Consider the following 24,826-nt stretch of genomic DNA (forward strand, 5'->3'; position numbering starts at 1 on the left):
ACGGCCACCATGACGGTGTTACCAAATCTACCCGTCGGGTTCTCACACCCGGTCGCCGGAGCGACCCGAAAACGTTATCCGTGAGGTGTTTCCCCGACAACAGCGATAGTTCGGCAGCGCGCGCAGGATAATTCCTAAGCGGGTTCATTCTGAAGCATTTGGTTTCATGTTCAGAAATGTCCTACGGAGGCTGCGCGGTCCTCTTGAAGCGGGCTTGTGTCGCGATCGGGCCACTACGCGGGTCCAGCAAGTTGCCGCGCTCATCGTCGCGGCCCTGAATGCCGCAATAACTGCGGAGAACGTTGTTGCTCAACCGGCGTGGTGAAGTTGATGTTACACATAGCCGAGCAATTCGCCGGAATAAGCATGTGCTCCGCCGTTAGGGTTCTAGCTGGATTCGTTATTTTTTATATATCCGTTTAATATTTCTAGGATTTCCTCTTTGGAGTATTCAAATTCCTCCCCTGCGTCCATGCTTCGCAATTTTTCCATTATCTCCACTAGCTGGGTGTCGTCTGATTGATAAAGTTTGTAGTCTAGCCAGATGGAGTACGCATACATTGCAAATTTTACTGCGTCGTATTTGCGAGTTGATAGGTGCTCCACTAGGTCTTTAGCAATAGTCAATCCTGCTGTTTCAAAGGGCATTTGCTTAATCTCCGCACTTGCAGTTTTTAGATGGCTCAGCCAAGCCTTGCTCAATGTCAGCCAATGTTGGAGGGTAATGAGGGAGCCTCATTTCTCTTCCGTTTTTTGACTTTGGATGAATGCGGTTGACATTCCCGGAGTGATCATAGCTTTCCTCCCAGCTTCTGACTTCACCTGTTTTTGGATTCCACTCGGTGGCGTGTGATCGCCCTCTAGTGGGTCCTTGGGTTCTAGCAGGAGATTCTCGCTCATAGTATCTGATTCTACCGTCCAATAAATGCCTCTCTCTGACCGCTCTGGATTGAGCACCTTCCAATGCGGATAGTTTTTTGTCGAGAGTTGCAGTCGGCCTAAAGTCTCTGTTGGATATAAGCCCTAAGGGATCAAGCCATTCAATGGGGTTCGCTGCATAGGTGTAAACATTTAGTCCGCCTGAGAAGCCAATTGGATCCTTACCTATAAATCGTCCAATACTCGGGTCATAGTATCGATGCCGGTTATAATGCAGCCCTGTCTCGATATCAAAATACTGTCCTTGAAAGCGCAGCGGATTGCGAATATCCGCCCACTTCGCATGCTCACTGCGCTTCTCCTCCGCTACCCCCCAAGCCTTGTATACACCACTCCAAGCCACTTGACCGATTTCATCGGTCAGCTCCATCGGGGTCCCAAGGTGATCACACTGGTACCAGGCAAAGGCGTCAAGCGGGTTCGGCGTGGGTTTGTGCTGCCAAACTGGATCCCGATTGATGTTGTAGGGCGCTTGGTAAACGGGTCGAGATATCAACTCCAAGCTAGCCTTCGACACCGCTTGTGCAATCGGCACGAAGGTTCCGGGTTCGAAGATGTAATGGGTCATCGGCCCGGTACCATCGGGATCTCGGCATTCGAAGGCCAGGGTGTTGCCGTCCCAGCCATAGTAGGTAAAGCCGCATCCCAGCCTCCCATCCAACTCCCGTCGCGCGTTTTCGTTCCAGACAGGCCCCGCCTGCGGCCGGTCGCGGTACTTGGAACGGGAGTTCTTGTACAGGCGCCGACCCAACGCGTCGTAGGCAAAAGTGACTACCAGCCGGTTATCTTCGTAGCGCCGTAGCCGGTTGTAGAGGTCCCAGACAAACTCGACTTTCTTGCCATTCTCGATCCGTTCCAGCAGGTTGCCGCGCTCGTCATAGCTGTATTGGATGCCGCAGTAGTTGCGCAGGACGTTGTCGTTCACTCGGCGCGGGGAATGAGGATTGGGCCCGGGTGGCGCTTGCGGGTCGAGCAGGTTGCTTGCCGGGTCGAAGGCGAAAATTTCCTTCTTGTGATAGTCGCCTGCCTCCAGCAGTCGGCCCACAGGGTCGTAGCGGTAGTAGGTGTCACCGCGTTGAAGGTCGCGAATGTGGCCTAGACGGCCCGACTCGTCGTATTGGTAATCGCGCATAGCCAAGCGTTTCGACTGGCCCCTGGGCGTTACGGTCTGTTCCAGCAACTGGCCATTCGGGCTCCAGGTCTGGTGCTGGATCAGGCCGTTGCGTTGCTCACGACCGATTTCGCGGTGCAGGTCATCACGCTGATAGCTAAGCAGCTCGCGGTCATCGAACTTGAGGCTAAGCAGGTGGCCGCTGCCATAGGTCAGCCAGCTGACCCGGTGTCCATCAGGTCGTACGGTGGCGATACGTTGGTTAAGAGCGTCGTACTCGTGCTTGAAGACGGCGACCTTCTGTTCCTTCATGTATCGGAAGTGCTGGTGCTCGCGGATGTTGTTGCCTGCCTTATCGTAGAACCACTGCAGTTTGCAGGCGTTATTAACAGCGAGCAGCAGGTTGCCATTGCCGTCATAGCTGAACTTCTCGGTTTCCCATGCTTTGCCACCGCGCCGCCCGGCATTGCTCTCCAGCAACCTTCCCATGGGGTCATATTCGAAATGGGTGATGCGATCACCGTCAATGCGGCGGGTGGGCAACTGGCTGTCGTTGTCGTAGAGCCAATCGGTGGTTTCCCGGTCAAAACCGGTTTCACGCGTCAGTCGGCCGACCGCGTCATACTTGAATGTGGCCTCGGCGTTGTTTTCGTTGCGCAGACGCACCAGTTGGCCGAGCTTGTTCCAGTGGTAAGTGAGCGTGGAATCGTCGTCGTTGCGACGCTGTTTGAGCCGACCGGCTTCGTTATAGGTCCAGATTGTCCGCCGGTGCAGGGCATCGGTGTGCTTGAGCAGACGACCTTCGGCATCATGCTCGAAGCGCTCGGAGGTTTTGTCGGGCAGGACCACGCGGGTCAGTTGGCCGGCTTGGTATTGATATTCGGTGGCTTCACCGGCTGCATTGATGAGCTTGGCCAATTGGCCTTGCGCGCTGTATTTCCATTGCGTGGTCTTTCCTGAGCAGTCGGTGTAGCTGGTCAGCCGGCCATCACGATCATAGCCCAGCTTCCTGTCACTCCCATTGGCATCTTTGATGCCTACGAGCATGTTTTCGCTGTTGTATGTGTACTCGGTCTTGTTCTCCAGCGGGTCGACCGTTTCGATGATATTGCCGCGCTGGTCATAGTCGTACTTCCACAATCCGCCCTCGGCATCGCGGGTCTTGAAACGCTGGTCCAGGTCGTCATAGGCGTGGTGGACGGTCGTGTAGTCCGGGCGAGTGTGCTGCAGCAGGTTGCCGCGGTTGTCGTAGATGTAGTGGTCAGCGGTGCCATCAGTATGCACATGCTGGGTAACGTTCTTGTCCCTGGCACGGTACAGCCATTCTTCGTCACCATTCGGGTGGATGATGCGGTAGGTGTAACCCAAGCTGTCGTAGAAGTGCTGGGTCTGGTTGCCGTTGGCATCGGTCACGCGGGTCAGGCGAATATCTGGGTTCCAGTTCAATCGGGTATCCAGGCTGCCGTCGTCGGCCCACTCGCGGATGGCCTTGGCGTCGGAGCCTTCGCCGACCCATTCAAGGTTCATGCCCCGGCCCGTACGGTCGGTGTAGCGGGTGATCAGGTGATGGGCGTACTGGTAGGTCCATTGCGCACCATGTTCGTCACGCGCACTGCACAGGTCGCCCTGGGCATCGAATTCATAGCCAGCGACTTGACGCTCTGGCTGGCCATCACGCATCAACCACAGGGCGACGATCCGGCCGTGAGCGTCCAGTTGCGTGTGGATGTGCTGATGGGCGGTTTCGTACTGGTAGGTCACCAGGTCGGACAGCACAGAACGGTCGGCATGGCGGTGCTCATAGAACAGTGCCATGCATGCACCGCCCTGCTGCGAGATCAGCTCCAGCCGGAACTGGTCACCGTCGCGCACGTACACCTCATGCATCACATGCCCGCGCGCCAGCACCAGCTTGTCAGCCTCTGGTCGTCCGACCCACAGGTTTTCGATCGGATCGTGGTGATGCTTGCTGACATCAGGCAAGGGGTAGTGCTGGCTACGGCCATCGATGCCGTGATAGACAAGCGTGTTTCCGGCCAGGTCGAAGCGGCTGGAGAACGGCGTGATCCAGCGGGCGCCGAACGGGCTATGGTCGTAGGCGCCTAGAGTCGAGCGATAGGTTCTGTTCCAGTTGATGGGAAACACGCCGGGTAGCGCGAAGTCCGTGTGGCTGATCGTTTCGCTGCCCAGGGCAAAACTGATGCTGCATCCTGTGCCGCCGGCGACCCCGACTTTGCGGCAGTTGGGGTCGGCACGGGCAGGGCGTTGCCGCGGGGCTGCTTCGGTGCCGTTCTGTGGGTGAACGCGCCGCACTTGGGTGACCCTGCCGTCGGCATTCACGTTGGCCCGCATCACCACAGGCTTGCGCTTGCTCAGGGCCAGCTTCAGCGCATCCAGGATCGCCGCCAGGCTGCCTGGGGTGGCCTTGTTGCCGATCTGGGCGATCTTGTTGCCTGCCATTCGCCCGAGGCTTTCCAGGCTGAGCGCAATGGGTTCGAGCAATGCCAGCAGTTTTGGGTCCGGCCCCAGGCCAAGCTGGTCTCTGCTCAAGCCATAGCCGGTTTTGCGTTTGGCGTAATCGGAGGCTTCGGCAACCAGGCGTAACCCCGGGAAGATAACGGTCAGGGCAGTGCTTTTGACGGTGCCGTCTGCGGCCGAGCGGATAAGGTCTGTGAAGAACTGGCAGATATCCACGACCTTCTGCGCAAAGCTGGCCAGGATGGTTTGTAACTGCCGGTCGATTTCCTTGACGAAGTTTTCCAGGTCGCCCCGGCAGACGTCGGCGAGGGCGTTTTCCATCGCGATCAGCAGGGCTTGGGCCATGCCGTCCTTGGAGGCAGCCCTCGCGGACTTCAACACCGGCCGCATCACTTTGCGAGCGGGACTCATGCCGGGTATCGGTGCAATGGCGAACAGGTTGATGCCAAGGCCAACCCAGTTGAACAGGTCGGCCCGGTATTCCGGGGTGCCCTGGACAAGGCTGATGATGTCCCCGATGGCGTCGGTGGCGGCGAATACCGAACCGGCGACGGGCAATACCTCCGCGACGGTGATGACGGTGCGCCAGTTGACCAGATGGCCGGTGAGGTCAGTCAGCCATTGCGCCAGCAGTTCGGTGCTGGCGCCGACATCGTCCTGGTCGAAGGTCTCGGTGGGGGCGACGACGCCGGAGCATTTATCCATGGTGGGTACCCCAGGTGACGGGATGAGTCATCCAGGCTGGAGTGAGGTTATTTGGGGTAACGCTTAGAGTGTGTTGTGCGCTCATTAGTGTTCCTGCTGTTCATTCCATCGGGCAGGTGAACGCCGGCATGCAGCAGCCTCCTGGCGCATGCGGGCACGTGTGGTGAATTGCACGGGGTGTAAGCACTCGACACTAACGAGGCAAGGGTTCCGGGTCGCTGGTCCGGCTTCCGAAAAATGTGTAGGAAAGTTCGACTCGTGGCGTTACATGGTGTTGGGGATGTAATAAGTGGTCACAGGCCGGTCTTTGAACCAAGCGACGTGATGGATGGCACCGGCTGCACCGGTGTTCGCGGGTGAGCCCACATCGACCACATCGGCTTCAAGCCATGTGCGGTAACTGTGTGTGGCTTGCCTGCGATGAGGCCAGTACGGGTAGCGACTTGTTGATTGTGAGGTGCAGGGCGGGGGATTGGGTTAGGGCCACCACGGGCTCGCCACCACATTGTCGGTGCCAGTGAGATCGAGCGCCGCGCCGGCGGCGCTCGATCTCACAGGCGCTGAAAATCTCGTGACAAGCACCTGCAACCCACCCCCCGTTTCGGGGAAAACCGCTGGGGAATCCTCCCCAACCTGTTTCGTTTGCCGCTGCAACCAACTGAAAACAAAAGCAATCCGCTCCTGGCATACACCTTGCTCCAGCTCCCCGCAGAGATCCTGTGTCCCGGAGGTGCGGCATGTCTACACCACTCAAAGGCCCCATCCTGTCATCACTCGTTCTGGCCCTGCTCGGCTGGGCGTCGACCAGCGAGGCGGCCGTTCAGTGCCAGCGCACCCTGGTCGCCAACGTGGTGGCGCTGGACCAGCCACTGATGTTCAACCGCCTTGGCGCGCAAAACGCCAATGGCATGATGTTCGCCCTGCGCGAGGACGTGGTGGACGACAAAAACGTCCCTCTCAGCATGGGCGGGGCGGCAGTACCGGGCAAGGTCACCCTGCGCCCGGACAAGCGCCCACGGCCCATCGTGCTGCGCGTGGCCGCCGGTGACTGCCTTACGGTCAACCTGACCAACCTGCTCGACTACCAGGCCAACCCCAACAAGCACGGCATCGAAGCTGAAGAACCCGAGGGCGCAGAAGAGGGGCCGGAGCTCGAAAATGAAGCCGCTGAAGGCTTCGTCGCCGACGAACAGGTGGCCGAACGCATGGTCGGCTTCCAGGTCAACGGCATGCAGGCGGTCAACAGCATCGCCGACATTTCTGCCTATACCGGGCGTAACGGCAACTTCTTCGTCAGCCCCGGCAGCACCCGCAGCTATACCTTGTACGCTGAACGCGAAGGCGCTTTTGCCGCTACCAGCAAAGCCGCCACCTTCGGCGGCGAGGGCACTGCGGGCAACGTTGCCAACGGCCTGTTCGGCCAGGTCGTGGTGGTGCCCAAGCTTGGCCGCACCTACCGCAATACCCTCACCGAAGAAGAAATGCGCCTGGCCACCACCGGCCGTACCGCCACCGGCCAGCCGGTGATCGACTACGAAGCCCGCTACCCGCAAATGCAGCCCTGGATCGCCGAAGGCAAGGCCGGCAAGCCGATCATTGCCATGGTCGACGGCAACCAGATCATCAACAGCGAAACCGATGCCATCGTCATGGGCCCCAACCCCGATGGCAGCTTCCCCAAATCCACCTACCCGCTGGAAAGCCTGGGCAAGCGCAACCCGGCGCTGCCCAACCGCCTGGAGGCGTTCCGTGACTTCGCCTCGCAGTTCGCCGACGAGGTCGCCGGCACCCAGGCATTCCCTGGCTACTGGGCCGACCCGGTGATGGGCCATGTACTGGAACCCACCCGCGACTCGTTCATGATCAACTACGGTTCCGGTGGCATGGGCGCGGAAGTAGTGGCCAACCGCCTGGGCGTGGGCCCGATGCATGACTGCCTTTCCTGCGCCTATGAAGAGTTCTTCCTCAGTGCGCACACTGTCGGTGACGTCGGTACCCTGGTGGATGTGCCGGCCAACGTCGGCCTGGAGCATATCCGCCCGGGTGAAGTGCCACCGGCCAGCGCCGTCGGGGTCAAGGCCAGCATGGCCCTGTTCCCGGCGGAACCGGCCAACGTGCACCACAGCTACATCGGTGACTTCACCAAGTTCCGCAACACCCACAACGGCCATGAGCAGCACATCTTCCACTTGCATGGCCACCAGTGGCTGTTCAACCCCAATGACGACAACTCCGACTACATCGATGCCCAGGGCATTGGCGCTGGGGTCGGCTACACCTACGAAATCGCCAACGGCGGTTCGGGCAACCGCAACCGGGTGGCGGGTGATGCGATTTATCACTGCCACTTCTACCCGCACTTTGCCCAGGGTATGTGGGCCATGTGGCGGGTACACGATGTGTTCGAGGAAGGCACCCGCCTGGAGGTGAGCGGGCAGGGCGAGAATGGCTTCCACAGCACCCCGTTCGCCCTGCGCAGCGGCAAACCGGCGGTTGGCGCCCGGGCTCTGCCCGATGGCGAGATCGTTGCCGGCACGCCGATCCCGGCTATCGTGCCGCTGCCTGGCAAAGCCATGGCGCCGATGCCAGGCAAGGTGGTGGTGGTACCGAAGCTGTCCGAAGCGCTGGTTGCCGCCAACGATGACGGCGAGCCCGAAGAAGACGAGGATGACGAGCCAGCCAACCAGGCGCCGGTACGCAAGGCCATCGGCTCGCTGGCGCTGGTCGACCGCAGCGACGCCAACCGCAACGCCGACGGCACCTTGAAGAACCCTGGCTATCCGTTCTGGATTGGCGGCATGGAAAGCAGCGTGGGTAACCGCCCACCCACCCCGCCACTGGACATGCTCGACCCGGCCATGGCACGCCAGCTCAAGGAAAGCGGCAAGGCACTTTGGGCCAACCTCGACCCGAACCAGGTCGATGGCTGGGACGGCGGCCTGGGGCGCCACGCGCTGGACGGCGTATCTGCTGGCGGGGAAGCGGAAACCACCACCACCAAGCTCGATTTCACCAAGGTGGTACACAAGGCCAAGCCGATCTACCTGCCGGAAGAGGGTACCGATGTCGAGCAGGCGGCCATGCAGTTTCATGCGCTGGCCGAACACTCAAGCTTTGCCCTGATCCCCGGCAGCGCGCCGGTGGCCAAGGCGTTCCGCACCAACGGCGCCTTGCCGACTGCCGGCGCGCCGTTCTACGAACCGTGCATGGATGACCGGGGCAAGCGCCTGACCCAGTCTTCCGGGGCTGGTGAGTACTTCAGCGGCGACAACCTGTCGGGCCTGAACTTCCGTGGCGCCTCGGCCTTCACCGCCGACCGCCCCCGCATCTACAAGGGCGCCAACATCCAGTTCGACGCGGTGTACAACAAGGTCGGCTACCACTTCCCGCAAGCCCGCATCATCGCCCTGTGGGAAGACGCCTGGCCGGTGATCACCAAGCAGCGCCCGCCAGAGCCGCTGGTGATGCGCATGAACACCTTCGACTGCACCATGTACCAGCACACCAACCTGATCCCGAACATCTACGAGATGGACGACTACCAGGTGCGCACCCCGACCGATGTGATCGGCCAGCATATCCACCTGCCCAAGTGGGACCTGACCGCTGCCGACGGCTCGGCCAACGGCTGGAACTACGAAGACGGCATTCTTTCGCCCGGCAGCGTGGTCGAGCGGGTGCAAGCCATTCGTGCCTACAACGGCTGCACCCAGGGCGATAGCCGCGACGGCACCGCCGCCTGCCCGCAAGCCCGGCAGCACCCATACTTCGGCCGCTTCGGCCGGGCCGACTGGCTGGGCGCACGCACGGCCATGCAGCGCTGGTTCGCCGACCCGCTGGTGAACGTGTACAACGTCGACCGTGGCCTGGGCACCATCTTCACCCACGACCACCTTGGCCCATCGACCCACCAGCAACTGGGCCTGTATGCCACCGTGCTGGCCGAACCTGCCGGCTCCACCTGGTACCACGCCGAAACCGGCGAAAAACTGTACAACCCGGCCACGCGCCAGGACGGTGGCCCGACCTCGTGGCAGGCGGTGATCCAGACCGGTGACCACGATGGCGACGGCAAGAACGACAGCTACCGCGAGTTCTTCCTGGAATACAGCGACTTCCAGCATGCCTACGAGGCCGGTGTGTACGTCGGCGCCGGGCCGGACGGCATCCCTGATGCCCAGTCGTACCCGGCGACTGCCGACAGCTTCCGCTACGCCATCAACCCGCCGGTGCGCGGCAAGGCGTCGAACCTGCTGGAAGCCATCGTCGAGGAACGCGGCGGCATCAACCCGGGCTGCCCAAGCCGGCCCTGCCCGCAGGCAATCTCGGTGGATGACCCGGGCATGTTCGTCGTCAACTACCGCAACGAGCCGCTGGCCCTGCGCGTGTACGACCCGAACAAGGTCGGCCCGGACGGCAAGCGTGGCATGCAGGCCGACGGCCTGGCCGGCGACCTCAGCTACGCCCTGCAAACCCGTACCGACCGCGCCATCCCGGCGCTCAACCTGGCACCGTCGGCGATCACCTCGGCGGTCGGCCCCACCGGCGGCACCACGCTGTTCCCGCCGCACATCAACACGGCCGGCAGCGAACCGGGCGACCCGTTCACTCCGATGCTGCGCACCTACTCCGGTGACAATGTACGCCTGCGCATGCACGCCGGCGGCCATGAAGAGGAGCACAACGTCACATTGCATGGCGTGAAGTGGCTGCAGAACGGCACCGGCTACGGCAACAGCTCCAACTCCGGCTGGAAGTCATCGCAGATGATCGGTATTTCCGAACAACTGGGTTTCATGGCGCCGGTGTCGCTGATTTCCAGCTCGGCGGCCAGCAACGGTGACTACCTGTATTCGCTGGATGCTGCCCTGGAGGGCTACTGGAACGGCATCTGGGGCATCATGCGCAACTACACCGCGCAGCGTGCCGACCTGTTCCCGCTGCCCAACAACCCGCAGCCGGTGTCCATGCGCAACACCGTCAACTTCGACGGCATCTGCCCGAAAACCACGGCCAACCCCAACGGCATCGGCAGCCGTCCCACCGTCAAGCGCAGCTACGAGATCGTCGCGGCACTGGCCAACGACATTCTCGAGAACCGCAACGGGGTCAGCATCAACGACCCGGCCGGTGTCGGCCAGCATGTCGGCGGCCCGCTCAAGGCCAATGGCGGCACTCTGGTGTTCAACAGCCGCAAGACCACCATCCCGCTGGTCAGTGGGGTAGACCCCGAAGATGGGGAACCCTTCACCATCGGTGGCCACAGCGCGCCGCTGCACGACCCGACCGCGATCCTGTACGTGCGCAAGGCCGACCTGGACGCCAACACCGGCAAGCTGAAGGCGGGCGTGCCCGTGGAGCCGCTGGTGCTGCGCGCCAACGCCGGCGAGTGCATCAGCATCACCCTGGAAAACCGCCTGCCGCTGGTGATGCCGGACCTGCCCAGCACAGCGGTGATGCACAACGTGGTCAAGCGTGACCGCTTCGACAGCGAGGGCTCCACCGCCTTTGCCAACAACCTGATGCGGCCGTCCAGCCACGTTGGCCTGCATGCGCAACTGCTGGCCTACGACATCACCAAGTCCGACGGCGCCAACGTAGGCCTGAACCCGGTGCAGACCGTGGCCCCCCGTGCTGGTGCCAGTGGTGCCTACCCGACCCGCACCTACCAGTACTACGCCGGCCACCTGGAGCGTGAAGGCAAGCCAGTGTCGCAACTGGGCCGTACGGTGGACAACATCAACACCACCGCCATCGAGTTCGGCGGCCTCAACCTGACCCCGTCGGACTTCATCAAGCAGCCGCAGAAAGGCCTGGTAGGTGCCATGAGCATCCTGCCGCAAACCGCCACCTGGACCGAGGACACGGCTACCCGTGCCCAGGCCACGGTGAAGGTTACCGGCCAGCCAGACTACCGCGACTTCGTCACGGTGTGGCAGCGCGCACTGAACATGCGTTGGGCCGATGGCCGCCCGGTAGAAGGCATCAACACCGAAGGCAACGGCGCTGCCGGTGACCCGCAGGACAACGGCAACATGGCAGTCAACTACAAGACCGAGCCGCTGTGGCTGCGCTTTGGCATGGCCCCCGACTCGCCGTTCGGCCGCGCCAATGGCCTGGGCTTTGGTGATGTTCCCAACGCCCACATGGCCTACGCCAACGCACTGGTCGGTGGCGACCCGCAAACCCCGGTGCTGTACGCCAAGCCTGGCCAGCCAGTGCGTAACCATATCGTGATGCCCAGTGGTGGCAGCCGCGGCATGGTCTACCAGCTGGACGGCCACATCTGGCCACTGCACAACTACCAGGCCGAAAAGAACGACGTCGACGGCTACCCGCTGAGCCTGCCCGGCATCGGCTCGGTGCGCTTCGGCTACAACCCGATGGCCATGTACATCGGGGCCCAGGAGAGTGTGCTGCCGGCCGCGCACTTCAGCTTCATGCTGCCCAGTGCTGGCGGCGCCAACGCGGTGGCGGGTGACTACCTGTTCCGCGACTACGCCGCCTACGGCAACCTCTCGGGGCTGTGGGGGATCTTGCGGGTGACCAATGAAGCGCCGCCGGCAACGGCACCGGCGCAGTGAAGGCAAATGGGGGCGCGAAAATGAACAAGAAGACCCGCCTTGCGTACATGGGGGTAGCACTGGGGGCTGTGCTGATCGGCCTGGGCGTGGCCTATGAAAGCCTCTGGTGCGATCCGCGCGAGTATTTGCAGGGTTCTGCCGACCCGCAGGCCCTGCACCGGCTCAGCCGCGACGGTGTGACCGTGGAGTTCGAGGCTCGGCCGCTGGCGGGGGATGAGTTGCAGGAGGGCAGCTTCGCCAACATTCGTTTCAAGGTCAGCGACCAGGCCAGTGGCCAGCCGCTGTCGGGCATGGCCCCGGGCGCGTGGATCGACCCGACGCAGTCGGCCCCGGAGGGCGACCGCGACCAGAGCTGCAAGGCCCGTGTCGCGCTGTTCCTCAAAAGCAGCATCGGCGCCCGGCCGTTGCTCGACCTGAACAGTTACTTCCTGTTGATGATGAACAAGGACGCCAGCCTGACGGTGATCGACCCGACTGTATCGGTGGGCGGTGTGACCAGCACCCTGGCCCGTATCGACCTGCCTGGGCGGCCTATGGACTGGGTGGCCACCGGTGACGACAAGCAGGTGTTCGTATCCATTCCCGAGCGCGGCAAGGTCTCGGTGATCGACACCGAAACCTTCACTCGCGTGGCCGACCTGGACGCTGGCGACCAGCCGCTGCGCGTGGCCCTGCAGCCGGACCAGCACCGGCTGTGGGTAGGCAACAACAGCAGCGATCCGGCCAAGGGCGGGGTAACAGTGATCGATGTACCGGGGCGCGACACCCTGAAAACCTTCAACACCGGCAGCGGGCACCACGAGATCGCCTTCAGTGCCGATTCGCGCTACGCCTATGTCAGTAACCGCGACAGCGGCACCCTGAGCGTCATCGACATCCCGCAAATGCGCCTGGCCAAGACCATCAAGGTTGGCCCGCACCCGCTGGCGGTCAGCTATTCGGCGCTATCCCAGGCGGTGTATGTGGTCGATGGCGAGGAGGGCAGCGTGCGCGTGTTCGACGCCCACAACCACCAGCTGCGCCACACGGTCCAGGCCGAACAGGGCCTGGGGCCGATGCGTTTCAGCAGCGATGGCCGCTACGGCATCGTGCTCAATACCCTGGAGAATCAGGCACTGGTGATCGACGCCAGTACCGACAAGCTGATCCACCAGATCCCGGTGGCGGCCGAACCGTACCAGCTGACCTTCACCAAGGGCTATGCCTACGTACGCGGCCTGGCTTCGCCGAAGGTGAGCATGATCAACCTGGCCAGCCTGGGCGAAGGGCGCTCGCCGATCATCCAGGGCTTCGAGGCCGGCCCGGCAGCGCCACGCCAGGCTGGGGAGCTGCCGCTGGCGCAGGGGCTGTCGGTGTCCCGCGACGACAATTCGGTGTTCGTGGTCAACCCGGTGGACAACACCACCTACTTCTATGCCGAAGGCATGAACGCACCGATGTCCGGCTACAACAACCGTGGCCACCAGGCCCGCGCCGCCATCGTCGTCGACCGCAGCCTGCGGGAGCTGGCGCCGGGGGTGTACGGTTCGACAGTGAAGATGCCCGCTGCCGGCAAGTTCGACGTGGCCTTCCTGCTTAACCAGCCACAGATCATCCACTGCTTCAGCACCGACGTGGCCGTAGCGCCGAATGCCGGCAAGCGCAAGGGCGCGCATGCCGAGTTCATCGGCCTGGACCGGCCGTTGTCGCAGCACAGCGCCATTACTGCACGGGTGCGCATCGTCGGTGACGACGGCGAGCCGCGCCTGGGCCTGAGCGACCTGAGCCTGCGCTACTTCCTGGCGCCTTCGTCGATGCCGCGCAACCTGCAGCTGGAGGAGGTGGGCGAGGGCATCTATCAGGCGGCCCTGAACCTGCCCGAAGCCGGCGCCTGGTACCTGCATGTGCAATCGCCGTCGCTGGGGCGCAGGTTTGCCGAAGAAAACTACACCAGCCTGCGCGTCCTGCCGGCCGCAACGTCCAACGCTTCCGAAATTGAGGTGAGGAACCTGCGATGAACGCCAAGCATGTTTGCAAACTGTTGGCCCTGAGCCTGGCTTTTGCCGGCAACCTGGCCCTGGCCCATGGCGGCCACGATCATGATGGCCACGGCGCAAAGCCGCCGGCGGCGCGCCAGGAAAAGGCCAGCGTGCGCTTTGCCGATGTCTCGCTGCTGAACCAGGACGGCATGCCGGTACGCCTGGAAAAAGACCTGGTCGGCGACCACCTGGTGGTCATGGGCTTCATCTACACCAGCTGCACCACGGTGTGCCCGGTGGTGTCGTCGATCATGGGCAAGGTCCAGCAGCAGCTGGGTGGTCGGGTAGGGCAGGACATTCATCTGGTATCGATCAGCGTCGACCCGCAACGTGATGACGCCAAGCGCCTGCAGGACTACGCCAAGGCTTTCCAGAAGGGGCCGGGCTGGAGTTGGCTGACCGGCACGCCGTATGCGATCAGCGAAACCCTCAAGGGCCTGGGCAGCTTCAGCGCCGACCTCACCCAGCACCCGCCGCTGATCCTGGTAGGTGACGGTCGCAGCGGGCACTGGACGCGTTACTACGGCTTCACCGACCCGGCAGTGCTGATCGACGAAATCAACCGCCTCGGCGCCCGCCGGGTGCATGCCAAGAGCACGGCGATTGCCGACCATCACGAGGTGCAACCATGAGCCAGACAAGCTCCCGCCGCGCAAGCATGCGCGGTTTTGACTGGCTGGTGCTGGGCGGCTGCCTGTGGATCCTCGCCTCGGTGGCCTTGGCCCATCAAGGCCATGCCCCGCAGGCGCCAGAACCGCAGCCGGCCCAGCAGGCGATGACCAGTGGCGGTGGCACCCGTGATGCCCAGACCTGGTTCACCGACACTGTGCTCAAGGACCAGAACGGCCGCGAGCTGCGCTTCTATAGCGATGTGCTCAAGGACAAGGTAGTGATGCTCAACGTGATCTTCACCCACTGCACCGACGCCTGCCCGCTGATTACCCGCAAGTTGCGCGAAGTGCGCGAGACCATGGGGCCGCAGTTGGCCAGCCAGGTGACCTTCGTGTCGATCAGCAGCGACCCGCTGAACGACAGCCCGCAGGTGCTCAAGGCGTTTGCCGAAAAGCAGGGCGTGGACGGGCCCAACTGGTTGTTCCTGACTGGTGAAAAGGCCAATGTCGACCTGGTGCTCGGCCGCATCGGCCAGTTCCTGCCCAGCCCTGAGCAGCATTCGACACAGCTGATTGCCGGCGATGTGGCTGGCAAGCGCTGGAGCAAGATCCGCCCGGATGCACCGCCTGCGGCGATTGCCCAGCGCATGCAGTTGCTGGCCCTGCCTTTGGCGGGGCGGTGAGCATCATGAATGCCTTGGCGGCCTTGTGCTGTTGCTGCCGGCCTCATCGCCGGCAAGCCAGCTCCCACAGGGACCGTAGTGCCCCTGAAGGTAATGTTGTCCCTGTGGGAGCCGGCTTGCCGGCGATGAGGCCAGAACAGGCTGGAAGAGTCTTGAACACAATCCTGGCGCTGCTTGTTGGTCTGGTGGTCGGTACTCCAGCTTTTGCCCTCGATCTCACCGCCACTGAACAAGCCGGGAAACGCCTCTACCGCGAGGGCGTCTCCAGCAGCGACGCACAGTTGCAAGCCCGGGTCGGCGCCAGCGACATGACGGTCCCCGCCAGCGTGCTGCCCTGCGCCAGCTGCCACGGCAACGATGGCCGCGGCCGTGCCGAAGGTGGTGTGCGCCCGCCCAGCCTCGACTGGCAACGCCTGGCACAAGGCCAGGGCGAACGCGAGGTCAACGGCCGCCGCTACCCGGCCTACACCGACAGCAGCCTGGCCCGGGCCATTCAACGCGGTGTCGACCCGGCCGGCAATCGCCTGGACCCGGCCATGCCACGCTTCGAACTGACCCTGGCCGACCAGCGCAACCTCACGGCCTACCTCAAGCGCCTGGCCCAGGAGCGCGACCCCGGTGTGGAGGAAGACGTGTTGCGCCTGGGCACCTTGCTGCCGGGATCCGGCCCGCTGGCCGAGGCCGGGCAAGTGGTGCGTGCGGTGCTGGAAGACGGCCTGGCCCAGCTCAACCAGCAAGGCGGCATCCACGGGCGACGCCTGGAACTGGTTGCCCTTGACCCGGGCGCCGACCCGGCCAGTGGCGAACGGGCACTGCAGCAGTTGCTGGAGCAGGAGCGGGTGTTTGCGCTGATCGCGCCATTGGCACCTATGCTCGATCAGCACCTGGCCACCTTGCTGGCGCCACACAATGTCCCGCTGATCGGCAGCACCCCGCGCAGCGGCGGCAGCGTACAGATTTTCGACCCCTTGCCCGGCTTGCCAGCGCAATTGCTGAGCCTGGCAGGCCACGCCCGCTCGGGGTTGCGCCTGGCAGCGGGCGACCTGCGTGTGGTGTATGCCGGCAACGAGCAAGCGGCGTTGGCCGGGCAAGTGCGCGAACGCCTGCTTCAGCAGGGCTGGGCACCACCTGCTGTCCAGGCCTTTGCTGGCCAGGCTGTGGACGGGCAGGGCATTGTCTTTCTGGGCCGCGCCCAGGCCTTTGCCGAATTGGCCTCGGCGTTGCAGGCCGCCGGCCGCCGGCCCTACCTGTTTGCCGCCTCGAGCCAAGTGGCTGGCGCCGTGGCGCGCTTGCCCGAGACGTGGTCGCAACGGGTGTTCCTGGCCTATCCCTATGTGCCCGAGGACTGGACCGAGCAGGGCTTGGCGACGCTTGCCGGCCTGCAGCAGCGCCAGGGCCTCGATGCTCGCCAGGCGTCGTTGCAGGTCGACACTCTGTGCGCCCTGCGCCTGTTGAGCGAAGCGTTGAAGCAGACTGGCCGTGACACCAGCCGCGAGCAGCTGATTGCCGCGCTGGAAGGCCTGCATGATGTGTCTACCGGCTTGACCCCGGCCCTGGGCTTCGGCCCCGGTCGCCGCCAGGGCATGGCCGGTGCCCATGTGGTGGCGGTGGCCCTGCCCGGGCCGCGCTTCACCGCGGTTACCCCGTACCGGCCACTGCCGGACAGCCCTTGAGCGGAGGTTGCCATGCGTGTTCTGTTGTTGTGCCTTTTGCAGGTGTTGGCCAAGGCAAGCTGGGCCGATATGGCGGTGGCGCGGGTCAATGGCGTGGAGATCGAAATGGCGCGCCTGGAGCGCTATTTCAGCGAGTACCTGGACGCCCAGGGCCGCGCGGTTGCCAGCATCCGCAACCCGACCCTGTACCAGCGCCTGCGCGACCAGGCGCTGGGTGAGCTGATCGACAAGGAGCTGTTGTGGCAGGAGGCCCAGCGCCGCGGCATAGCCATCAGCGACGAGCAGGTGTCGGCGCATGTGGGCGAGGTCGAGGCCGCGCTTGGCAGCCCGGCAATCTTTGAACGGCGGCTGGCGGAAGCGGGCTTCGATAGGGCACAGTACAATGAGTACACCCGGCGCGAGCTGGCCGCGCAGCAGGTGTATGCCCAGCTCAGTGCGGTCGCTGCGCCCAGCCAGGCCGAAGTCGAGGCATTCTATGATGCCAACCGGGAAACCTTGCAGGGAGCGCAACAAAGTGACAAGCCTTCGGTCATACGCGAACAGGGCCTGGTCCTGGCCAGGACCACGCTCATCGGGCAGCGAGAGGCGCAGGCGCGTCAGTCCGTGCGCCAACGTTTGCGCGCGTCCGCTAATGTGGAGATTGCCGACTGAGGTCGCTGATGGCGTTTCCCCAATACTGGGGAATAACGAAATGGCATGGTGCCAGCAGTTTCCCCGCATATGGGGAACGCCGCGGGTGCGCCTGCCTGCCGCGGTCCAAGTGTTGCTTTATACCTTTGGCAAATCAATGATTTACAGTGGTGCAGCATGACTATTCACGCCTGGCACGAAGCCTGCTCAAGCCTGTACAGGGGCGCACTTCGCAGACCGGGTTACCGGGCAGTTCTTGGGAGTCGACCTTGGTGAACAGAGTATTGGTAGTCGATGACGAACAGACCCTTGCGCAGAACCTGCAAGCGTACCTGCAGGCGCAAGGCCTGGAAGTTCATGTTGCCCACGACGGTGCCAGTGGTATCGAGCAGGCTGCAAGCCTGGCACCGCAAGTGATCGTGCTGGATTACCGCTTGCCCGACATGGAGGGTTTTCAGGTTCTGGAGAGCGTACGCAGGAACAGGCAGTGCCACTTCGTGCTGATTACCGCCCACCCCACCGTAGAAGTACGTGAGCGGGCCGCCGAACTGGGTGTGAGCCATGTCCTGTTCAAGCCGTTCCCGTTGGTGGAACTGGCCCGTGCGGTCTTCGACCTGATGGGCATCGAGCGCCGGCGCAGGGCCACGGACAACCCGGCTGAAGGGTTCGTCGAACGACGCCAGAACAGGAACGAATCGTTCCCCCTGCAGTTGTACGATGGAAGCTGGGTGTTGGCTGACCGCCGCCGTAATGGCGCCAAGCCCCCAGGGCCCGACGACGAACAACTGCTCACAGGGGAATAGCGGCGCCCGCACCCCTGGCCGAGCCAGCCTGCGACGCGCCCCTGAGCGGAGTCGCAGGCCATGCCAGAAGCATTCGATGCAACCCGGGACGCTCTACCGCCTGCACCGGCCTCTTCGCGGGCTTGCCCGCTCCCACAGGATTCGCGTGGTCTTCAGGTTCGCAGTGAACCTGTGGGAGCGGGCACGCCCGCGAAGCATCCAGCACCATTCTCAGCCTACCCCCGCGACCTGCTGGCCCAGGCCCGCCTGCAAACCAGCGATGAACGCCTGCTCACCCGCCTGGAACGCCTGGCCTGCGACACCCCCGATACCTTCACCCAGCGCCTGGGCCTGACCCTGCATTACCCGGTGCTGGACAGCCACACCCTGCTGGCAAGCAGCCCACGCTTCGACAAGGTCAGCCTGGCGATGTGCCTGAAGCGTGAGTGCGTGCTGATCGAGCAGGGCGGCCAACTGCTGGGCGTGTTCGCAGACCCCTTCGACCACGCCCGCCTGGCCTGGATCGACGATGTGCTGCAAGGCGCACCGCTGTACCTGGCCCACGCCGCAGACCTGGCCACCTTCCTGGCCCGCCACGAAGAAAGCTTCCACGCCGTGGACGCCCTCGACCACGATATCGAAGCCAGCAGCGAAAGCGACCCGCTGCAACGTCTGTCGCTGGCCAGCATCAGCGAAGACCAGAGCCGCGTGGTCAAGCTGGTCAACTCCACGCTGTACGACGCCCTCAAGCTGCACGCCAGCGACATCCACCTGGGCATGACCGGCCAGGGCCTGACTATCAAGTACCGTATCGACGGCGTGCTCAACGGCGCCGGCAAGGCCAGCGGCAGCGCCTTCGCCGACCAGGTGATCTCGCGCATCAAGGTAATGGCCGAGCTGGACATTGGCGAAAAACGGGTGCCCCAGGATGGCCGTTTCAAGGTTGCCGTGGGCGACCGGCAAATCGACTTCCGGGTATCGATCATGCCCAGCATCTTCGGCGAAGACGCGGTGCTGCGGGTGCTCGACAAACAGGACCTGTCCGACCGGGTCAGTGGCGTGCAGCTGCAGGCACTGGGCTTCGCCGAGGAAACCCTGCGCGCCCTGCGCCGGCTGGCCGCCGAACCCTACGGCATGATCCTGGTCACCGGCCCTACCGGTAGCGGCAAGACCACCACCCTGTACGCCATGATCAGCGAGATCAACCACGGCGTAGACAAGATCATCACGATCGAGGACCCGGTCGAATATCAGCTGCCCGGCGTGCTGCAGATCCCGGTCAACGAAAAGAAGGGCCTGACGTTCGCCCGCGGCCTGCGCTCGATCCTGCGCCACGACCCGGACAAGATCCTGGTCGGCGAAATCCGCGATCCGGACACCGCCCAGATCGCCGTGCAGTCGGCGCTCACCGGCCACCTGGTGTTCACCACCATCCACGCCAACAACGTGTTCGATGTGATCGGCCGCTTCAGCCAGATGCAGGTCGACCCCTACAGCTTTGTTTCTGCACTGAATGCAGTGCTGGCCCAGCGCCTGATCCGCCTGGCCTGCCCGCACTGCGCTACACCCTGCGAACACGATGACGACACCCTGTTTGGCTCGGGCCTGACCCGCGAGGGTGTGGCTGGCTGGAAGTTCGTCCGCGCCCAGGGTTGCGGCCAGTGCCGTGGCAGTGGCTACCGCGGCCGCAGCGCCATCGCCGAACTGCTGCACCTGGACGACGACCTGCGGCAGATGATCGTCGAGCGTCGCCCTCTGTCGCAGATCAAGACTCTCGCCTGCCAGCGCGGCCTGCGCCTGCTGCGGGCCTCGGCCCTGGACCTGGTCCGTGATGGCCGTACCACCCTCGAGGAGATCAACCGTGTCACATTCATCTGAACATGGTGCTTGCCGCTACAGCGCCGTACTCGGCGCCGAAGGGGTGGGCCTGGGCTGCTGGCACGCCAACCACCACCAATGGCTGGGCAGCCGCGACTTCACCTGCGACACCGCCCAACCGGCGTGGCAAGCCGCCGTCGACGCCCTGGCCACCTTGCTGGCCGAGCATGCCGCGCGCGGTGCCCAGTTGCGGGTGCTGCTGTCGGCCCGCTACAGCCGCTTCTGCCTGGTGCCCTGGAGTGATGCCATCAGCCACCCGCGCGAGCTGGACGCCTACGCCCGGGCCTGTTTCGAAAACCTCTACGGGCAGCCGCTGGACGACTGGCGCATCGTGCTCTCGCCCGAGCCGGCCGGTGCCGCACGCATCGCCACGGCGCTGCCCGAAGCCCTGCTGCAGCGGTTGCAGGCGCTGGGCCGGGAAAGCCACCTGAGCCTGCGTTCGGTGCAGCCGTACCTGATGGCTGCCTACAACCGCTGCGCGGCACAGCTGGAGCAGGGAGACTTCCTGTTCGTTCTGGCCGAACCGCGCCGCAGCGTGCTGCTGCTGGCTGCCGGCGGGGCCTGGCAGCAAGTGCTGGCGCAAGGTTGCGCCGATAGTGACCAGGCCCTGCAAGCGCTGATCGAGCGCACCTGTGAGCTGTATGGCGAACACCTGCCACGGGTCTACCTGCATGCCCCGGGCCGGGGCGACGTGCCGCAGCTGGCGGCGGTGCAGTTGTGCCAGCCGGCTACCGATGCCGACCCGCTGTGCGCCATGTGGCGGGCGGTGGCCTGAGATGCGCCGCCTCGACCTGGAATTCCAGCCCCGGCGCAGCAGCCCGTTGGCCTGGTCGCTGCTCGCCGTGGGCAGCGCCATGGTCGCTGGCCTGGTGTTGCTGCAACACAGTTTGCAGGCCGAGCAGGTCGAACGAGAGGCCAGCGTACACAGCCTGGAGCAGCAACTGGGCCGTCGTCCGGCTACCGTCGCACCGCTGGGCACCGCTGCCAGCCGCGAACAGGCCGAGCGCCTGGTGCAGATGCAAAGCGTCTCGCAGCAGCTGCAACGGCCCTGGCAGCAGCTGTTCGACATGCTCGAAGCGCAGCCGCAGGACGACGTGGCGCTGCTCAGCCTGGCCCCCGACGCACGCAAAGGCCAGCTGCGCATCACCGCCGAGGCGCGCAACCTGGAAGCGATGCTGCAGTACCACCAGCGCCTGGAAGCCAGTGCCGAGCTCAGCGATGTGTCGTTGCTCAACCACGAGGTACTGGCCGCGCAGCCCGAGCACCCGGTGCGCTTCACCCTTACCGCCACTTGGGAGACCGGCCATGCGCGCCCGTGAGTCGCTGAACAGCCTGATCCTCCAGGAGCGCCTGCGTCGCGTCGGCCCGGTCGGCCTGGCGGCGGTTGCGGTGGGTTTGCTGGCCGTGGGGGTGCTGTGCGCCGGGGTATTGCCGCAATGGCAGAACCTGCGCGAGCTGCGCGCCACTGAAGCGGACGCCAGCGTGCAGCTCGAGCGGGTCAGGCGTGGCGAGCTGAAAATCGCCGTCAAACCCGAGCAGCAGGCCCTCGATAGCCTGCGCCAGCAACTGCCCGGGCAGCCCCAGGCCAGCGCGCTGATCGAGCGCCTGTACCAGCTGGCCAGCGCCGAGCATATCAGCCTGGCGCGTGGCGAATATGCCCTGGGCGTCGATCCCAGGACGCAGCTGGCGCGCTACCAGATCGTGCTGCCGGTACGCGGCAGCTATCCGCAGATTCGCGGCTTCCTCAAGGGCCTGCTCAAGCAGCTGCCGACCCTGGTGCTGGAAGACCTTGAACTGCAACGCAAACGCATTGGCGACAGCGAGCTCAACGCCCGCCTGCGCATGACCCTTTACCTGTCGAGGTCGTGATGAACACACAACGTGCAGCGATCTGGGCAGGCTTTCTCGGCGTGAGTGCAGCGCTGGCCTGGGCGCCTGGGCATTGGTTCGGCCAGGAAGACGGCGTCGTCCCCTTCGCGGGCTCGCCCGCTCCCACAGGACCTGTGGGCGCTGCCGAGCCTGTGGGAGCGGGCGCGTCGGGGCGCCGAACCGCCGCGAAAGGGCCGGAACAGGCCTCAAGAGATCTGTTCCCGACCCAGCAATGGACCAGGCCCCAGGCCCTGGCCACGGTCACCGAACAACCCGTGAACGCTGCCCCGGTCGCACCCGCAGCGCCAACCGCGCCGGACCTGCCATTCCAGTTCATCGGCCGCATGGGCGAGCGCGACGACCTGCAGATCTTCCTGCAGAGCGGCGAAAAACTCTACGTCGTGCGCCAGGGCGACGTGATCGAAGACACCTACCGCCTGGATCGGGTATCGGCTAGCGAGCTGCACCTGGTCTACCTGCCTTTGCATCAGTCGCAGACTTTGTCTGTAGGGAGCGCACCATGAAGTCGTCAAAGCTGTGCAAACCGGCTCCGTTCCTGCTTGTAGCGCTGTGCGTGGCGATTGCCGGCTGCGGCTCCAGCGCGGTACGCAAAGACAGCGAACAGCTGATGAAGGAGGGCCAGTACGAAGCCGGCATCGCCAGCCTGGAAGAAGCCCTGCGCGAGGACCCGCGTGACACCGAGCTGAACATCGCCCTGGCCCACAGCCGGCAGGCCGCGGTCGAGGCGCTGCTGACCCAGGCCGATGCCGACCGCATCCGCCATGACTTCGCCGGCGCCCGCATGGGCTATGGCCGGGTGCTGACCCTGGAGCCGAACAACCGCCGCGCCCAGGAAGGCACCCGCCAGCTGGAGCTGATCCGCACCCTCGACGAGCGCGTGGCGCTCGGCCAGGCGGCGCTGCGCCAGGGTGACCTGTTCGGCGCCGAGCGCTACATGCGCGAAGTGCTGCGCCTGGACCCGCAGAACCAGAAGGGCGTGGCCCTGCGCAGCGACATCGAGAACGTCCAGGCACGCACCGCACAACCGTTCCCGCAGCTGCGCAGCAAGCTGGAGCGGCCGGTGACCCTGGAGTTTCGCGATGCCAACCTGAAGACCATCTTCGAAGTGCTGTCCCAGGTTGCCGGCATCAACTTCATCTTCGACAAGGACATGCGCCCGGACATGAAGGCCACCATCTTCGTGCGCGAGTTGCGCATCGAGGACGCCGTGGCGCTGCTGCTGGAACAGAACCAGCTGCGGCAGAAGATCGTCAATGAAAACACCTTGATGATCTACCCCGATTCGCCGCAGAAGACCAAGGACTACCAGGAACTGGTCATGCGTACCTTCTACCTGACCAGCATCGATGCCAACACCGCGTTGAACATGGTCAAGACCATGCTCAAGACCCGCGACGTGTTCGTCGACGAACGCCTCAACACCCTGACCATGCGCGACACCCCCGATGCCGTGCGCATGGCCGAAAAGCTGCTGCAGTCGCAGGACCAGTCCAACCCCGAAGTGGTACTGGAAGTGGAGGTGATGGAGGTGGCCACCTCGCGCATCCTCGACCTCGGCCTGCAATGGCCCAACACCTTCGGCGTGCTGAGCTCCGACGGCCAGCCGGTGAGCGTGCTCGACCAGCTCAAGGGCATCGACTCCAGCCGCATCAGCATCGCGCCGGCGCCGCAGGCCAAGATCAACGCCCAGGACAAGGACATCAACACCTTGGCCAGCCCGGTGATCCGCGTCAGCAACCGTGAGCAGGCGCGCATCCACATCGGCCAGCGGGTACCGATCATCAGCGCCACCTCGGTGCCCTCGACCCAGGGCCCGGTGATTACCGAAAGCGTCACCTACCTGGACGTGGGTCTTAAGCTTGAAGTGCAGCCCACCGTGCACCTGAACAACGAAGTGGCGATCAAGGTGGCCCTGGAGGTGAGCAACGCCACCCCGCTGGAAGCCACGCGTCAGGGCACCATTCCGGTTCAGGTCGACACCCGCAACGCCCAGACCACCCTGCGCCTGCACGATGGTGAAACCCAGGTGCTGGCCGGCCTGGTGCGCAACGACCACAACGCCAGTGGCAACAAGATCCCCGGCCTTGGCGACATCCCCGGCCTGGGCCGGTTGTTCGGTAGCAACAAGGACGACATGAGCAAGTCGGAGCTGGTGCTGGCGATCACCCCGCGCATCGTGCGCAACCTGCCATACCAGAGCCCGTCAGACATGGAGTTCGCTACCGGCACCGAGTCGGCCATGCAGGTGCGGCAGATGGCGCCGCTGCCGCCAGCAGATGTACCAGGCAATGCCCCGACCAACGATGCACCGGTTCTGGACAGCCAGATGGCGGTCGCCCCGGCCAAAGGGAGCCCGCGGCCATGATCGCGCAGCGCCGCATGCAGGGCTTCAGCCTGATCGAGGTGGTGCTGACCCTGGCACTGCTCGGTCTGCTTGCCAGCATGGCCGCGCCGCTGACCGAAACCGTGGTGCGCCGCGGCAAGGAACAGCAGCTGCGCGAGGCGCTGTACCAGATTCGCGACGCCATCGACGCCTACAAGCGAGCGTTCGATGCCGGCTACATCGAAAAGCGCCTGGACGCCAGTGGCTACCCGCCGAACCTGCAGGTGCTGGTCGATGGCGTGCGTGATGTGCGCAGTGCCAAGGGCGCCAAGTTCTACTTCCTGCGGCGCATCCCACACGACCCGCTGGTGGCGGCCAAAGGGGAGGACGAAGGCGGGTGGGGATTGCGCGCCTACGACAGCAGCCCCGACAACCCGCGTGAAGGCGAAGACGTGTTCGACGTGTATTCCAAGGCCCGCGGCAAAGGCCTCAACAACATCCCCTACGGGCAATGGTGATAG

15 protein-coding genes are annotated in these 24,826 nt (G+C 64.1%); 14 read left to right on the forward strand and 1 reads right to left on the reverse strand.

Features of this window, described 5'->3' with window-relative positions:
- Positions 1-652: 652 nt before the first annotated feature.
- Positions 653-5,233, reverse strand: a complete 4,581-nt coding sequence (locus CAF70_RS07005) for an RHS repeat-associated core domain-containing protein (RefSeq protein WP_085623233.1) — start codon at positions 5,231-5,233, stop codon at positions 653-655.
- Between the two features lie 737 nt (positions 5,234-5,970).
- Here CAF70_RS07005 and mnxG point away from each other — a divergent pair.
- The 14 genes from mnxG to CAF70_RS07075 all read left to right on the forward strand — a co-directional run bounded on the left by mnxG (position 5,971) and on the right by CAF70_RS07075 (position 24,823).
- Complete coding sequence (mnxG, locus tag CAF70_RS07010; RefSeq protein ID WP_085623231.1) at positions 5,971-11,817, forward strand: manganese-oxidizing multicopper oxidase MnxG; 5,847 nt, start codon at positions 5,971-5,973, stop codon at positions 11,815-11,817.
- A gap of 20 nt (positions 11,818-11,837) precedes the next feature.
- On the forward strand, positions 11,838-13,814 hold the full coding sequence (locus CAF70_RS07015; protein ID WP_085623229.1) for a YncE family protein: 1,977 nt from the start codon (positions 11,838-11,840) through the stop codon (positions 13,812-13,814).
- Positions 13,811-14,467, forward strand: a complete 657-nt coding sequence (locus CAF70_RS07020) for an SCO family protein (protein WP_085623227.1) — start codon at positions 13,811-13,813, stop codon at positions 14,465-14,467. The genes CAF70_RS07015 and CAF70_RS07020 overlap by 4 nt, the downstream gene beginning before the upstream one ends.
- Positions 14,464-15,129 (forward strand): SCO family protein, encoded by a 666-nt coding sequence (locus tag CAF70_RS07025; RefSeq protein WP_085623225.1) that lies wholly within the window; start codon positions 14,464-14,466, stop codon positions 15,127-15,129. The genes CAF70_RS07020 and CAF70_RS07025 overlap by 4 nt, the downstream gene beginning before the upstream one ends.
- A 152-nt stretch (positions 15,130-15,281) precedes the next feature.
- On the forward strand, positions 15,282-16,802 hold the full coding sequence (locus CAF70_RS07030; RefSeq protein WP_143491558.1) for an ABC transporter substrate-binding protein: 1,521 nt from the start codon (positions 15,282-15,284) through the stop codon (positions 16,800-16,802).
- 12 nt (positions 16,803-16,814) lie between these two features.
- Complete coding sequence (locus CAF70_RS07035) at positions 16,815-17,453, forward strand: SurA N-terminal domain-containing protein (protein ID WP_085623223.1); 639 nt, start codon at positions 16,815-16,817, stop codon at positions 17,451-17,453.
- 248 nt (positions 17,454-17,701) lie between these two features.
- The gene (locus CAF70_RS07040; RefSeq protein ID WP_178076362.1) at positions 17,702-18,235 is read left to right on the forward strand and encodes a response regulator; all 534 of its coding nucleotides are present in this window, start codon (positions 17,702-17,704) and stop codon (positions 18,233-18,235) included.
- Positions 18,236-18,295: 60 nt separating this feature from the next.
- Positions 18,296-20,092 carry a GspE/PulE family protein gene (locus tag CAF70_RS07045; RefSeq protein WP_256573274.1) on the forward strand — a complete coding sequence of 599 codons (1,797 nt, stop codon included), beginning with the start codon at positions 18,296-18,298 and terminating at the stop codon, positions 20,090-20,092.
- Positions 20,046-20,867 carry a hypothetical protein gene (locus CAF70_RS07050; protein ID WP_371915942.1) on the forward strand — a complete coding sequence of 274 codons (822 nt, stop codon included), beginning with the start codon at positions 20,046-20,048 and terminating at the stop codon, positions 20,865-20,867. Before CAF70_RS07045 ends, CAF70_RS07050 begins: the two co-directional genes overlap by 47 nt.
- Position 20,868: 1 nt before the next feature.
- Complete coding sequence (locus tag CAF70_RS07055) at positions 20,869-21,411, forward strand: PilN domain-containing protein (RefSeq protein WP_085623218.1); 543 nt, start codon at positions 20,869-20,871, stop codon at positions 21,409-21,411.
- Positions 21,398-21,961: a type 4a pilus biogenesis protein PilO gene (gene pilO, locus CAF70_RS07060; RefSeq protein WP_085623216.1), complete on the forward strand. Its 564-nt coding sequence runs from the start codon at positions 21,398-21,400 to the stop codon at positions 21,959-21,961. The genes CAF70_RS07055 and pilO overlap by 14 nt, the downstream gene beginning before the upstream one ends.
- The gene (locus CAF70_RS07065; protein WP_085623215.1) at positions 21,961-22,485 is read left to right on the forward strand and encodes a hypothetical protein; all 525 of its coding nucleotides are present in this window, start codon (positions 21,961-21,963) and stop codon (positions 22,483-22,485) included. Before pilO ends, CAF70_RS07065 begins: the two co-directional genes overlap by 1 nt.
- Positions 22,482-24,347, forward strand: a complete 1,866-nt coding sequence (locus CAF70_RS07070; RefSeq protein WP_085623213.1) for a secretin N-terminal domain-containing protein — start codon at positions 22,482-22,484, stop codon at positions 24,345-24,347. The genes CAF70_RS07065 and CAF70_RS07070 overlap by 4 nt, the downstream gene beginning before the upstream one ends.
- Positions 24,344-24,823, forward strand: coding sequence for a type II secretion system protein (locus tag CAF70_RS07075; protein ID WP_015270589.1), 480 nt, complete (start codon positions 24,344-24,346; stop codon positions 24,821-24,823). Before CAF70_RS07070 ends, CAF70_RS07075 begins: the two co-directional genes overlap by 4 nt.
- The last annotated feature ends 3 nt before the right edge of the window (positions 24,824-24,826 follow it).

It is taken from the genome of Pseudomonas sp. B19(2017) (genome assembly GCF_002113165.1).
Lineage (GTDB): Bacteria > Pseudomonadota > Gammaproteobacteria > Pseudomonadales > Pseudomonadaceae > Aquipseudomonas.

What these genes read in the sequence shown, in the direction of transcription:
- CAF70_RS07065 (WP_085623215.1), top strand. Translation starts at nt 21,961, where the DNA reads ATGAACACACAACGTGCAGCGATCTGGGCAGGCTTTCTCGGCGTGAGT.
- pilO (WP_085623216.1), top strand. Translation starts at nt 21,398, where the DNA reads ATGCGCGCCCGTGAGTCGCTGAACAGCCTGATCCTCCAGGAGCGCCTG.
- CAF70_RS07075 (WP_015270589.1), top strand. Translation starts at nt 24,344, where the DNA reads ATGATCGCGCAGCGCCGCATGCAGGGCTTCAGCCTGATCGAGGTGGTG.
- mnxG (WP_085623231.1), top strand. Translation starts at nt 5,971, where the DNA reads ATGTCTACACCACTCAAAGGCCCCATCCTGTCATCACTCGTTCTGGCC.
- CAF70_RS07070 (WP_085623213.1), top strand. Translation starts at nt 22,482, where the DNA reads ATGAAGTCGTCAAAGCTGTGCAAACCGGCTCCGTTCCTGCTTGTAGCG.
- CAF70_RS07035 (WP_085623223.1), top strand. Translation starts at nt 16,815, where the DNA reads ATGCGTGTTCTGTTGTTGTGCCTTTTGCAGGTGTTGGCCAAGGCAAGC.
- CAF70_RS07015 (WP_085623229.1), top strand. Translation starts at nt 11,838, where the DNA reads ATGAACAAGAAGACCCGCCTTGCGTACATGGGGGTAGCACTGGGGGCT.
- CAF70_RS07055 (WP_085623218.1), top strand. Translation starts at nt 20,869, where the DNA reads ATGCGCCGCCTCGACCTGGAATTCCAGCCCCGGCGCAGCAGCCCGTTG.
- CAF70_RS07020 (WP_085623227.1), top strand. Translation starts at nt 13,811, where the DNA reads ATGAACGCCAAGCATGTTTGCAAACTGTTGGCCCTGAGCCTGGCTTTT.
- CAF70_RS07045 (WP_256573274.1), top strand. Translation starts at nt 18,296, where the DNA reads ATGCCAGAAGCATTCGATGCAACCCGGGACGCTCTACCGCCTGCACCG.
- CAF70_RS07025 (WP_085623225.1), top strand. Translation starts at nt 14,464, where the DNA reads ATGAGCCAGACAAGCTCCCGCCGCGCAAGCATGCGCGGTTTTGACTGG.
- CAF70_RS07050 (WP_371915942.1), top strand. Translation starts at nt 20,046, where the DNA reads ATGGCCGTACCACCCTCGAGGAGATCAACCGTGTCACATTCATCTGAA.
- CAF70_RS07005 (WP_085623233.1), bottom strand. Translation starts at nt 5,233, where the DNA reads ATGGATAAATGCTCCGGCGTCGTCGCCCCCACCGAGACCTTCGACCAG.